This window comes from Acidovorax sp. SRB_24 (assembly GCF_012931925.1).
Genome location: NZ_MWOM01000005.1, coordinates 25,213 through 37,990 on the forward strand (window position 1 = coordinate 25,213; position 12,778 = coordinate 37,990).

A 12,778-nucleotide genomic window follows, 5' to 3' on the forward strand; every position below is an offset into this window, starting at 1 on the left:
CGCGTTCAGCCCAGCGCCAGCGCCGCCACGCCGGCGGCGATGCACAGCGCGCCCAGCACGCGTGCCGCGCGGTCGCCCTCGCCCAGCAGGTGGCCGCCGATGAGGGCGGCGAACAGCATGGAGACCTCGCGCGCCGGCGCCACGTGCGACAGCGGCGCCTGCTGCATGGCGTAGAGCACCAACACATAGGCCACCGGGCTGACCACGGCTACCAGCAGCGCAAAGCGCCACTGCGCGCGCCACAGCACGGCGGCGGTGGGCAGGTCGCGCAGCACGGCCGGCGCCAGCAAGGCCACGCGCACGAAATTGCCCATGTAGTCGATGAGGATGGGCGACATCAGCACGACCTTGACAGCGTAGCCATCGACCAGGGTGTAGCTGGCGATGAAGACCCCTGTCAGCACGCCGTAGGCCAGCCCCAAGTGCACGCGCGCACGCGCCTGCGGGTCGTGCGAGGCGCGCAGCAGCCCCGGGCCGCCGGCGATCAGGAACACGCCGCCGACCACGCCCGCAATGCCCAGCAGGCCGAGGGCCGTAATCTGCTCGCCCAGCAGCGCGATCGCCACCAGCGAGGACAGCAGCGGCCCCGAACCGCGCGCCAGCGGGTAGACCACGGTGAGGTCGGCCTTGCGGTAGCCACGCAGCAGGATGACGTAATAAAACACATGCAGCACGCCACTGGCGACCACAAAGGCCCATTCCTGCAGGCCCCACAGCGGCACGACGTCGCGCCCCACCCACCAGCCCAGCGGCGCCCAGAACAGCATCATCAGCACGGCCGTGAAGAACGCGAAACGCGCATCGCCCCCCGCTTTCTTGGCGGCGATGTTCCAGCAGGCATGGATCAGGCCGGCGAGAAGGATGAGGGCAAAGGCGGTGAGGGTCATGAAAAACAAATGGCCACAGCCCTTCAGGACTGCGGCCGTGCCATGGCGCGGAAGAAAATCAGTGATCGACTGCGCTGTGCTCCATCCGGTGCGACTGAGACCGGCGCGGCCCAGGCCAGCGGCCACCGTGCAAAGGCCGCCCCGCTGCACCGGTGGCGTCCCCCTGCCCGCATCGCGCAGCGATGCGCGAGCGGGGGGAAGGAGCGACGCGACGCAGGGCGGTGTTCACTTATGCCCTGCCGATGATGGAGGCCGTCGCCATCAGCTCTTCGAGCAGCGCAAACGACACCTTGCCCGACACGGAGTACGGGTCGAGCTCGGGCTTTTCAGAGTACTTGAGCAAGATGGAGTGGTTGACCTTGGACAGGTTGGCCTGGCCCATGGTCCAGCCGCCAAAGCGCCGTTCGGTGATCTCTTCGTAGTGCAGCAGCTCGACATTCTTGTGGCGTGGGTCGCGCTGGATGTGGCCGTAGAGCTCATTGACCGCGGAGCGTCCGCCTTCGATGGCCTGCAGGAAGATGCCCCCGCCGTAGCAGAGGATGCCGGTGATGCCGCAGCCCGGGTTGTGCTGGCGCGACTGGGTCAGGATGGCTTCGATGGCGTCGGGCGAGGTATCGACCGCACGGCTCGCATAGAGCAGGCGTACCAACATGTCAATTCCTTCCGGGAATGAGGGACAAAAATTCGCGCCGCAGCGACGGGTCTTTGAGGAAGACGCCGCGCATGACGGAGTTGAGCATCTTGCTGTCCATCTCGCGCACGCCGCGCCAGGACATGCAGAAATGGGATGCCTCCATGACGATGGCCAGGCCGTCGGGCTGGGTCTTTTCCATGATCAGGTCCGCCAGCTGCACCACGGCCTCTTCCTGGATCTGCGGGCGGCCCATGACCCAGTCGACCAGGCGCGCGTACTTCGACAGGCCGATCACGTTGGTGTGCTCGTTGGGCAGCACGCCGATCCAGATCTTGCCGATGACGGGGCAGAAATGGTGGCTGCAGGCACTGCGCACGGTGATCGGGCCGACGATCATCAGCTCGTTGAGGTGCTCGGCGTTCGGGAACTCGGTGATCGGCGGCTGCGCGACGTAGCGGCCCTTGAACACCTCGTTGAGGTACATCTTGGCCACGCGGCGCGCGGTGTTGTGGGTGTTGTGGTCGCCCGCGGTGTTGATGACCAGGCTGTCGAGCACGCCCTGCATCTTGGCTTCGACCTCGTCGAGCAGCAGCTCGAGTTCGCCGGGCTCGATGAACTCGGCGATGTTGTCGTTGGCATGAAAGCGCTTGCGCGCAGCGCCCAGCCGCTCGCGGATCTTGACGGAGACCGGCGTGCCTTCGTCGGGGTTGGCAGGATTCATGTCGGCGGCGGTTTGTCTGAACATGCCGGCATGGTAACAGCGAACCGCGCGGGCAATACTCCAAGGGTTTTTGCCGTTCAGCGCAATACCAGCAAGCGCAGAAAGCTATAAAAACAATAGCATTCAGAGAACCCTCAATAGCTCTTGCCAGAGACCCAGAGCGCCGTGCGCATGAGCGCGAAAGCCACGCCGTCGAGCGCGCGCTCGCGCCAGGGCCGGGCGGCGTACTGGGCGGGGTCGAGCAGGTGGCCCGCGTGCTCCATGGCGTGCACCAGGCGCGCGCGCAGGCCCTCGGCGAAGGCCGCGTCTTCGACGACCACGTTGGCCTCGCGCGCCAGCAGCAGCGACAGCGGATCGAGGTTGGACGAGCCCACCGTGGCCCAGGGGCGCGGCCACAGCGCATCGATCACCGCGACCTTGGCGTGCAGGAAGCTCGGCGAATACTCGTGGATCTCGACGCCCGCCGCCAGCAGCGCGCCGTACACCGGCCGGGCCGCGTGGTACTGCATGAAATATTCATAGCGCCCCTGCAGCAGCAGGCGCACGCGCACGCCGCGCTCGGCCGCGTGCACCAGCGCGCGGCGCAGCTTGCGCCCGGGCACGAAGTAGGCGTTGGCGATGATGATTTCCTCGCGCGCGAAACCGATGGCGCGCAGGTAGGCCTTTTCGATGCGGCTGCGGTTGCGCACGTTGTCGCGCAGCACCAGCGCGGCGCGCATGCGCGGGCCCGGCAGCGCCGCTTCCGCGGCCTCCTCGCCGAGGGAGGCGACATGGGCCGCGCGCAGCGCACGCACGGCCTGTGGCAGGCGGTGGGCCCGCACGTCGCGCACCGCCTGCATGCGCTGCCAGAGCTTTTCCATCGCGTCGCTGGCTTGGACCACGAGGCGGCCCGTGGCCTGGACGGCGAAGTCCAGGCGCGGCGCGTCCAGCGCACCGTAATTGGGGTCGTGGAAGTCGTCGAGCACGTTGATGCCGCCACAAAACAGCATGCGCCCATCGACCACGCAGAGCTTGCGGTGCAGCCGGCGCCAGCGGTGGGGCAGCAGCAGGCCCAGCGGCCCCAGCGGGGAATAGACGCGAAACTGCACGCCCGCCGCGGCAAAGCGCTGCTGCCACTGCGGCGGCAGCGGGCCGGTGCCCACGCCATCGACCACCAGTTGCGTGCGCACCCCGCGCTGGGCGGCGCGCTCCAGCGCCTCGGCCACACCGACGCTGGCACCCGTGAAGTCGAAGATGTAGGTTTCGAACTGGATGTCGACCACGGCCGCATCCATGGCGCGCACCAGGGCCGGAAACAGCTCGGCGGCACCTTGCAGCAGCTGCACGCGGTGCCCGTCGCCGAGGACCAGGCCATTTTTCACACCGCGGCCCTCCACGGCGCACCGTGCGGACGCCCGGCCTCAGGGCGGCGGTGGTGTGGTGCAAGGGGGGTGGCCAAGCGGCTACACCCGGAACTCGGCGATCAGCGGCAGGTGGTCGGACATGCGCCACCAGATGCGCCCCCGCGGCACCTTCAGGCCCAATGGCGTGAGCCCGCGCACATAGATATGGTCCAGCTGCACGATGGGCAACCGCGCCGGATAGGTCAGGGCCTGCGTGGCATCGAACTCGATCAGCCCGAAGCGCGCGAGCGTGTGCTTGACCTGCAGGCCCCAGTCGTTGAAATCGCCCGCCACGACCAGCGGCGCATGCGAGGGCACTTCGCGTTCGATGAACTGGCGCAGCCGCTGCACCTGGCGCACGCGGCTGCCCGGAACCAGGCCCAGGTGCACGACGATCACGTGCACATGCTGGCCCTGGATGTCGACCTCGACATGCAGCAGGCCGCGCTGCTCGAAGCGGTGGTCGGAAATGTCCTCGTGCTGGTGGCCGATCACGGGCCAGCGCGTGAGCAGCGCATTGCCATGCTCGCCATGGCGCGTGAACGCGTTGGTGCGGTAGACCGACTCGTAGCCCTCGGGCGCCAGGAATTCGGCCTGCGACACCTCGGGCCAGCGCTCGAAGTACTGCGCCTCGCGGCGGTGCATCTTGCGCACCTCCTGCAGGCAGACGATGTCGGCATCGAGCTGCTCGACCGCGTGCCCTAGGTTGTGGATCTCCAGCCGGCGCGCGGGGCCTATGCCCTGCACGCCTTTGTGGATGTTGTAGGTGGCAACCCGCAGGATGCCGGCAGAGTCGTCGGAATGCGTGATCATGGTCGGCAAAATTGTGGCAACAAGAGGATGGCCTCGGCGTTGGAGGGAGAGAAGCAGCGCTCGGCCGCCTCGCGCCAGGGCAGCCATGCACATGCGGTGTGCTCGCGCGGATTCAAGGCGACTGGCGTGCCGGCCGGAACCTGCAGGCCAAAGAGGTGCTCGGTGTTCTGGCGCACGCCGGGCGCATAGCGGTGCAGCCACTGCGGGTAGATGCTGTAGACGTTCTGCAGCTGCCAGTCGACCAGGGCGCACGCGCCGGTGCCGGCGTCGATACCGGTCTCTTCCTGCACTTCGCGCAGCGCCGTGTCGCGCCAGCTCTCGGCCAGGCTGTCTTTGCTGCCGGTCACCGACTGCCAGAAATCAGCGTCCGTGTCGGCACGGCGGAGCAGCAGCACATCGAGCGCGGCGGTGTGGATGACCACCAGCACCGACTGGGGGATTTTGGGGTTGGACGTCATCGTGTCTGTGGTTGGGAAGCCCAGAATACACCCCGAAGCACGGCACCGCTGTACGACAAGATCCCTACCGCAGCGCCGCCTTTACGGCACGCAGCTTGCCCAGGCCAAAAAAAAAGCGGCCCGGGCCCCAGGCCCTGCCGCTTCTTGGATTGCGTCAACCGGCGGACAGCGCCGCAACCGGGCTTCAGCCCGCCTTCACGGCATCCACATTGCGCAGGCGAATGTGCAGTTCGCGCAACTGCTTTTCGTCCACCGGGCTGGGCGCCTGCGTGAGCAGGCACTGGGCGCGCTGCGTCTTGGGGAAGGCGATCACGTCGCGGATCGATTCGGCGCCGGTCATCATCGTCACGATGCGGTCCAGGCCAAAGGCCAGGCCGCCGTGCGGCGGCGCACCGTACTGCAGCGCGTCGAGCAGGAAGCCGAACTTCTGCTGCGCCTCTTCGGGCGTGATCTTGAGCGCGTCAAACACCTTCTGCTGCACGTCGGCACGGTGGATGCGCACGGACCCGCCGCCCATCTCCCAGCCGTTGAGCACCATGTCGTAACCCTTGGAGATGCACTTCTCGGGGGCGGTGACCATGTAGTCCTCGTGGCCGTCCTTGGGCGCGGTGAAGGGGTGGTGCACGGCGACCCAGCGGTCGTTTTCCTCGTCGTGCTCGAACATCGGGAAGTCCACCACCCACAGCGGCGCCCAGCGGTCCTCGAACAGGCCGTTCTTCTTGCCGAACTCGCTGTGGCCGATCTTGATGCGCAGCGCGCCAATGGCGTCGTTGACGACCTTTTCCTTGTCGGCACCGAAGAACAGCAGGTCGCCGTCCTGCGCGCCGGTGCGCTGCAGGATCTCGGCGATGGCCGCGTCATGGATGTTCTTGACGATGGGCGATTGCAGGCCGTCGCGGCCCTTGGCCAGATCGTTGACCTTGATGTAGGCCAGGCCCTTGGCGCCGTAGATCTTGACGAACTCGGTGTAACCGTCGATCTCGCCGCGCGAGAGGCCGCCGGCTTCGCGTGCGCCGCCGGGCACGCGCAGGGCCACCACGCGGCCTTTCTTCATGTTGGCGGCACCCGAGAACACCTTGAAGTCCACGTCCTTCATCACGTCGGTGAGTTCGGTGAATTCGAGCTTGACGCGCAGATCGGGCTTGTCCGAGCCAAAGCGGTAGGCTGCGTCTTGGTAGGTCATGACCGGAAATTCGCCCAGATCCACGCCCAGCGTGTTCTGGAACACGGTCTTGACCATGCCCTGGAACATGTCACGGATGTCCTGCTCTTCCATGAACGAGGTTTCGATATCGATCTGCGTGAACTCGGGCTGGCGGTCGGCGCGCAGATCTTCGTCGCGGAAGCACTTGGTGATCTGGTAGTAGCGGTCGAAGCCCGCCACCATCAGGAGCTGCTTGAACAGCTGGGGCGACTGCGGCAGCGCGAAGAAGTGGCCGTCGTGCACGCGGCTGGGCACGAGGTAGTCGCGCGCGCCTTCGGGCGTGCTCTTGGTGAGCATGGGCGTTTCGATGTCGACAAAGCCATGGGCGTCGAGGAACTTGCGCACTTCCATCGTCACGCGGTAGCGCAGCATCAGGTTGTTCTGCATGTAGGGGCGGCGCAGGTCGAGCACGCGGTGCGTGAGCCGGGTGGTCTCCGACAGGTTCTCTTCGTCGAGCTGGAACGGCGGCGTCACCGAGGGATTGAGCACGTTCAGTTCGTGGCACAGCACCTCGATCTTGCCGCTCTTCAAGCTGTCGTTGGTCGTTCCCTCGGGGCGCGCGCGCACCAGGCCCTTGACCTGCACGCAGAACTCGTTGCGCACGCCTTCGGCGGTTTTGAACATTTCGGCACGGTCGGGGTCGCACACCACCTGCACATAGCCTTCGCGGTCGCGCAGGTCGATGAAGATCACGCCGCCATGGTCGCGGCGGCGGTTCACCCAGCCTGCGAGGGTGACGGTTTGGCCCAACAGGGCTTCGGTGACAAGACCGCAATAGTGGGAACGCATGGCCATGGCAAGACTTCCGGCGCCGGCAAGGGCGCGTTGGTAAAAGGTTTATTTGGGGTTTGCAAGAGCGGGGTCGCTGGGTGCCACCACGCCCATGGAAACGATGTAGCGCAGGGCGGCATCCACGCTCATGTCGAGCTCGATGCAGTCGCTCTTGCGCACCATCACGAAATAGCCGCCCGTGGGGTTGGGCGTGGTCGGCACGTAGACGCTGAGGAATTCATCGCGCAGGTAGGCCGCGACCTCGCCGCTGGGCGCACCCGTGACGAAGGCCACGGTCCAGACGCCTTCGCGCGGCCACTGCACCAGCACGGCGGTGCGAAATGCGTTGCCACTCTCGGAAAAGAGCGTGTCCGACACCTGCTTGACGCTGGAATAGATGGAGCGCACCACCGGAATGCGGCTGACGAGGGCGTCCCCCCATTGCACCAGTTTGCGACCGGCGAAGTTGCTCGCGGTGGCCCCCACCGCCAGCAGGATCACCAGCGTGAGCACCACGCCGAAACCCGGAATATGGAGGCCCAGCAATTTGTCCGGATGCCAGGCCCCGGGCAGGATGAGCAGGGTCTGGTCGAGCAGGCCGACGATCCAGTTGAGCACCGCGATGGTGATCGCTCCCGGAACGATCACCAAAAGGCCCGTGAACAGCCATTTGCGCAAGGGTGCCATCAACTGCGCTCAGTTCGTGGTCGGGGTGGCAGCCGGGGCGCTGGCAGGTGCGGCAGCGGCGTCAGCCTTGGCCGCAGGGGCCGTGCCGGCATCGCCCGCCGCGGCCGGCGTGGCGGGTGCTGCACTGGCGCCAGAATTGCCGCCGCGAAAATCGGTGACATACCAGCCCGAGCCCTTGAGCTGGAAACCGGCCGCAGTCACCTGCTTGGTGAACGCCTCGGCGCCACAGGCCGGGCAAACCGTCAGGGGATCGGCAGAAATTTTCTGCAGCACATCCTTGGCATGGCCACAGGAGCCGCATTTGTAGGCATAGATAGGCATGGCAATAAGAAGGCTGGAAGTGCAAAACCTTCAATTATAGGCGGCCTGCCCCTGTTCAAGCGCGCAGCCGGACCGCGCGCTTGGACTCCAGCGTGCGCTCGGCTCAGACCGGCGTGCCCTGGTAGTGGCGCACGTGGCCCTTGTGGTCTGCGGTCCATTGCGGCGCCAGCGACCCCGCCACCATGCCCGCCAGTGCGGCCAGCACGCCGGCGAGTTGCTGCGGGAACGCTGACGACAGCACCGGCGTGGCCACGAACAGGAGCCAGACCCCCAGGCCCAGCGCCACGGCGCAGAGCGCTCCCTGCGTGGTGGCACGCTTCCAGTAGAGGCCAAACACCAAAGGCACAAAAGCCCCCACCAGAGGCACCTGGTAGGCGCCCGACACCATTTCATAGATCGAGGTGCCCTGCATGGTGATGGCATAGGCGAGCACCACCAGCGTGAACACCAGCACCGAGACGCGCATCGCCTTGAGGGTGGCGGCATCGCTCATGCCGGGGCGCAGGTTGCGCAGGATGTTCTCGACAAACGTGGTCGCGGGCGCCAGCAGGGTCGCAGAGGCCGTGGACATGATGGCCGAGAGCAGCGCGCCAAAAAAGGCCACCTGCAACGCCAGCGGCATGCGCTCCATCACCAGCGTGGGCAGCACCTTCTGCGGATCGTCCTTGAGCAGGGCCTGCGCCGTCTCGGGCATGATCAGCACCGCAGCGGTGACCACGAACATGGGAATGAAGGCGAACAGCAAATACAGGATGCCGCCGATGATCGGGCCGTTGCGCGCCGTGCGGGCGCTGTTCGACGACATGACGCGCTGGAACACGTCCTGCTGCGGAATCGAGCCCAGCATCATGGTGATGGCCGCGGCAAAAAAGAACGTCCACTGCTTGAAGCCGCCGTCCCGCGGAAAGAACTGGAATTTGCCTTCGCGCGCCGCAAAGTCGATGACCTTGCCCGCGCCACCGGCCAGGTCGGCCGCATAAAAGGCGATGGCGATCAACCCGAGGGCGATCACGATCATCTGGACAAAGTCGGTCAGCGCCACCGACCACATGCCGCCGTACAGCGTGTAGATCAAGACCACCGCCGTTCCCAGCACCATGCCGGTGGTAATCGAGAGCGCGCCCTGCGTGAGCAGGTTGAACACCAGGCCCAACGCCGTGACCTGCGCGGCCACCCAGCCCAGGTAGCTGAACAAGATGATGCACGAACACACCACCTCAATGGTGCGGCCGTAGCGCTGGCGGTAGTAATCGCCCAGCGTGATCAGGTTCTTCTGGTAAAGCCGGTACGCAAAGAACAGGCCGACGAGCACCAGGCACATGGAAGCACCAAACGGGTCTTCCACCACCTCGCCCAGCCCGCCATCGATGAAGCGCGCCGAGACCCCGAGCACGGTTTCCGAGCCAAACCAGGTCGCGAACGTGGTCGCAATGATCACGGCCAGCGGCAGGCTGCGGCCGGCCACCGCGTAGTCTGCGGTGTTGTGCACCCGCGTGGCGGCAAACAGACCGATCGCCATGGAGGCCAGCAGGTAAAAAACAATGAAAGTCACCAGCATGCGCCGCTCCAAAGCTCAAAGGGGTTGCAACAAAACGCCGCGCATTATCAGCGCAAAACCCCGCAAACCCGGCCCTTCATGTCGCTTGTGGGCGACAGCGGGCGCGCCTTCAGACCACGCCCGTTCAGAAGATGCGTACGCGCACCAGCCACTGCATCGCCAGGAGCCCGAGCAAAAACCCGACCCCGCCATAGACCAGGCTTTGCAGCAGGCGGTTGGTGCGTTTTTGCTCGCGCAGGAGCTCCAGCAGCTCGCGCTGGCCGCGTTGCTGGCGCGGCGTGCCGCGGCGCAGGTAATCGTGCAGCAGGCGCGGCAATTCGGGCAGCAGCTGTGCGTAATGCGGGGCCTGGGCACGGAGTTCGCGCCACATCCGCTGCGGTCCCATCTGGTCGAGCATCCACTTTTCCAGGAAAGGCTTGGCCGTGCTCCAGAGGTCGAGGTCGGGATCGAGCTGGCGCCCCAGGCCCTCGATGTTGAGCAGCGTCTTTTGCAGCAGCACGAGCTGCGGCTGGATCTCGACCTGGAAGCGCCGCGAGGTCTGGAACAGGCGCATCAGCACCATGCCAAGCGAAATCTCCTTGAGCGGCCTGTCAAAGTACGGCTCGCAGACAGTTCGGATGGCCGACTCGAGCTCGTTGACCCGCGTCTCGGGCGGCACCCAGCCGCTTTCAATGTGCAGTTCAGCCACGCGCTTGTAGTCGCGCCGGAAGAAGGCCACGAAGTTTTGCGCCAGGTACTCCTTGTCGGACTCGGTCAGCGTGCCGACGATGCCGAAGTCCAGCGAGATGTAGCGCCCGAACGTGGCCGGCTCCAGGCTGACCTGGATGTTGCCCGGGTGCATGTCGGCGTGGAAGAAGCCGTCGCGGAACACCTGCGTAAAGAAGATCGTGACACCGTCGCGCGCCAGTTTGGGAATGTCCACGCCGGCCGCCCGCAAGCGCTCGACCTGGCTGATGGGCACGCCGTTCATGCGCTCCATCACCATCACCTCCGCGTGGCAGAAGTCCCAGTGGATGATGGGGATTTCCACCAGGCCCAGGCCTTCCATGTTGCGCCGCAACTGCGCCGCATTGGCCGCCTCGCGCACCAGGTCCAGCTCGTCGTGCAGGTAGTTGTCAAACTCCGCCACCACCTCGCGCGGCTTGAGGCGCTTGCCATCGGCGGACAGGCCTTCGAGCCAGCCGGCCATCGTGCGCATGAGCCCCAAATCCTTCTCGATCACCGGCAGCATGCCCGGGCGCAGCACCTTCACCGCGACCTGGTGCAGCAGGCCGCGGCGGTCGCGCAGGGTGGCAAAGTGGACCTGTGCGATCGAGGCGCTGGCGACCGGATCGTGCTCGAAGGTTTCGAACACCTCGGCCAGGGGTCGGCGGAACGCGCGCTCGATCGTCGCCACGGCAATCGCAGAATCGAACGGCGGCACGCGGTCCTGCAACAGCGCCAGTTCATCGGCAATGTCGGGCGGCATAAGGTCGCGCCGGGTCGACAGCACCTGTCCGAACTTCACAAAGATCGGCCCCAGCCGCTCAAGCGCCTCGCGCAGGCGCTGGCCGCGCGGTGCCTGCAGGTTGCGCCCCACCGACACCACACGGGCGAGCAGGCGCAACCAAGGCTTTTGAAAGCTGGTCAAAACCAGCTCGTCCAGGCCGTAGCGCAGCGCCACCCAGACAATGGTGGCGCCGCGGAAGAAGCGCTTCATGGTGCGGCCCGGTCGCCGCTGTCGGCCGCGGGGGCAGCGGCGGGGTGGCTGGCAGGGGCTGGCGCGAGGGCGATGCGCGCCCCCACGAACTGGCGCAACGCCTCCACCGACCGCCGTGCCATGCCGGCGAGCATGTGCGCAGGCACATCGCCCACTAGGCGCGCCAGGTCTTCTTCAGCGTCCCAGCGCACGTTATCTGCCAGCCACTGCAGATCGGCGGCGAGCTGCACGTCGCCCTCGATGCGCACGGCCGGCTTGTCGCCGCGCAGGGCAGACTGCGCAAGGTCGAGTGGCGAGGTTTGCGTGGCCTCCAGGCGCAGATGGGGCTCTTGCGTGGGCGGGGCCAGATCGAACAGTCCCGCGGGGGTGACCTGCAGCGCCATGGAATAGCCGCGCCACTGGAGGCGAGCCACCCGGCCGCTTTGGCGCGCCAGGCGCTCGGTGGCCGCGCGCTCCTGCATCAGCACATGGTTGAGGAACAGCACGGCGCGGTGCTGCACTTCGTGTGCTAGCCACTCGGGCGGCTGCGGGCCGGCGGCAAGGCGCTCAAACACGCTGCCAAGAAAAGAAAAAGGGGACTGTGTTGCCATAGTCCCCGATTATTCCCTGAACTGCGCGCGGCGCGCCGCGCTGCGTTATTGCAGTGCCTGCACCCCGGCCACGAGCCAGCCGCTGGCGCCGCTCTTGGCCTTCGTCATGTTCCAGACTTCACGGAACGGGCTGGGGCCCGACGAGGGCTCCTCGCGGATCATGCCGGAGAACTCGACGCTGGCCATGTAGGCTTCGCCCAGGTCTTCGATGCCCAGCAACTGCGCCTCGATCATCACCACCTCGGTGTGGTTCGGCTGGGCGCCGCCGCGGTGCGACTCGCGCTCGGCCAGCTGGGCGCGGATTTCCTCGAGCATGCCGTCGGTCATCATGGAGCGCAGCGTGGCCACGTCCGAGCGGTCCCACGCCGCCTGCAGCGTGGAGAAGTTGCGTTTGGCCGCCTCGAGGAAACCAGCGGTGTCAAAGCCCTCGGGGATGCCCCAGTTCTGCGAACCCGACAGGGCCGAGCCGATCATCGAGCCGCCGCCGGACTGTCGCGCAGTGTCCCCGGACGTGGCGCCGCGTTCCCAGGGACGGGCCGACGCGTCGTTGCCCACCTTGTCCGGGCTGTAGTCGCGCGGCACGGTGGCGGTCTCGGGCGAAGCGGAGCCCGCGCCCTGGAAGGCGAACGGTGCCCCGCCCTGCGCCGCGCCTGCGGGCTTGCGGGAGCGCATGACCATCTTGAAGATGGCAAACGCCGCCATCGCCAGCAAAGCAATCATCAGGATCTGGCCAAAGCCTTCGCCCATGCCCAGCGAATGGGCGAGCCACGCCAGGCCGAGGCCGGCGGCCAGGCCGCCGAGCATGGCGCCCCAGGGTTTCTTGGGCGCGGCGGCGGCAGGCGCCGCCGGTGCCGGCTTGGTGGCGGCGTTGTTGACGTTTTGCGTCGGTGCGCCGGGCGCGTTGCTGGGGGGCGTTGCCTGGCGCTGCGTCACATTGCTGGACTGCCGGCCCATCGACCTGCCGCCGCCCATGCGCGCAGCCTCCGCGTCAGGAAGTGACGCCACCATCATGATCGCCACAAGCAGGGCGGGCCACAGTTTTTTCATATCTTG

Annotated in this window: 13 protein-coding genes; all 13 read right to left on the minus strand. The window is 66.6% G+C overall.

What is annotated here, in order from left to right:
- Positions 1 to 5: 5 nt before the first annotated feature.
- Positions 6 to 887 carry a DMT family transporter gene (locus B2J89_RS02680; RefSeq protein WP_169167690.1) on the minus strand — a complete coding sequence of 294 codons (882 nt, stop codon included), beginning with the start codon at positions 885 to 887 and terminating at the stop codon, positions 6 to 8.
- A 229-nt stretch (positions 888 to 1,116) separates the two neighbouring features.
- On the minus strand, positions 1,117 to 1,539 hold the full coding sequence (locus tag B2J89_RS02685) for a BLUF domain-containing protein (RefSeq protein ID WP_169167691.1): 423 nt from the start codon (positions 1,537 to 1,539) through the stop codon (positions 1,117 to 1,119).
- A 1-nt stretch (position 1,540) separates the two neighbouring features.
- On the minus strand, positions 1,541 to 2,266 hold the full coding sequence (folE, locus tag B2J89_RS02690) for a GTP cyclohydrolase I (protein WP_169167692.1): 726 nt from the start codon (positions 2,264 to 2,266) through the stop codon (positions 1,541 to 1,543).
- Positions 2,267 to 2,376: 110 nt separating this feature from the next.
- A complete protein-coding gene (gene clsB, locus B2J89_RS02695) occupies positions 2,377 to 3,603 on the minus strand; it encodes a cardiolipin synthase ClsB (RefSeq protein WP_169167693.1) in 1,227 nt (408 codons plus the stop codon).
- An 81-nt stretch (positions 3,604 to 3,684) separates the two neighbouring features.
- Positions 3,685 to 4,437, minus strand: a complete 753-nt coding sequence (locus B2J89_RS02700) for an endonuclease/exonuclease/phosphatase family protein (RefSeq protein WP_169167694.1) — start codon at positions 4,435 to 4,437, stop codon at positions 3,685 to 3,687.
- Entirely contained in the window at positions 4,434 to 4,895 is a 462-nt protein-coding gene (gene nudB / locus B2J89_RS02705) for a dihydroneopterin triphosphate diphosphatase (protein ID WP_169167695.1), read from the minus strand. Before nudB ends, B2J89_RS02700 begins: the two co-directional genes overlap by 4 nt.
- Positions 4,896 to 5,079: 184 nt before the next feature.
- The gene (aspS, locus tag B2J89_RS02710) at positions 5,080 to 6,894 is read right to left on the minus strand and encodes an aspartate--tRNA ligase (RefSeq protein WP_169167696.1); all 1,815 of its coding nucleotides are present in this window, start codon (positions 6,892 to 6,894) and stop codon (positions 5,080 to 5,082) included.
- A 42-nt stretch (positions 6,895 to 6,936) separates the two neighbouring features.
- Entirely contained in the window at positions 6,937 to 7,557 is a 621-nt protein-coding gene (locus B2J89_RS02715) for a DUF502 domain-containing protein (RefSeq protein WP_169167697.1), read from the minus strand.
- A gap of 9 nt (positions 7,558 to 7,566) precedes the next feature.
- On the minus strand, positions 7,567 to 7,878 hold the full coding sequence (locus B2J89_RS02720) for an FmdB family zinc ribbon protein (RefSeq protein ID WP_169167698.1): 312 nt from the start codon (positions 7,876 to 7,878) through the stop codon (positions 7,567 to 7,569).
- 103 nt (positions 7,879 to 7,981) lie between these two features.
- Positions 7,982 to 9,436: a sodium:solute symporter family protein gene (locus B2J89_RS02725; RefSeq protein ID WP_169167699.1), complete on the minus strand. Its 1,455-nt coding sequence runs from the start codon at positions 9,434 to 9,436 to the stop codon at positions 7,982 to 7,984.
- 124 nt (positions 9,437 to 9,560) lie between these two features.
- Positions 9,561 to 11,135 (minus strand): ubiquinone biosynthesis regulatory protein kinase UbiB, encoded by a 1,575-nt coding sequence (gene ubiB, locus B2J89_RS02730; protein ID WP_169167700.1) that lies wholly within the window; start codon positions 11,133 to 11,135, stop codon positions 9,561 to 9,563.
- Positions 11,132 to 11,725 carry a hypothetical protein gene (locus B2J89_RS02735; protein WP_169167701.1) on the minus strand — a complete coding sequence of 198 codons (594 nt, stop codon included), beginning with the start codon at positions 11,723 to 11,725 and terminating at the stop codon, positions 11,132 to 11,134. Before B2J89_RS02735 ends, ubiB begins: the two co-directional genes overlap by 4 nt.
- 45 nt (positions 11,726 to 11,770) lie before the next feature.
- Positions 11,771 to 12,772: a Tim44 domain-containing protein gene (locus B2J89_RS02740; RefSeq protein ID WP_169167702.1), complete on the minus strand. Its 1,002-nt coding sequence runs from the start codon at positions 12,770 to 12,772 to the stop codon at positions 11,771 to 11,773.
- Positions 12,773 to 12,778: the final 6 nt, after the last annotated feature.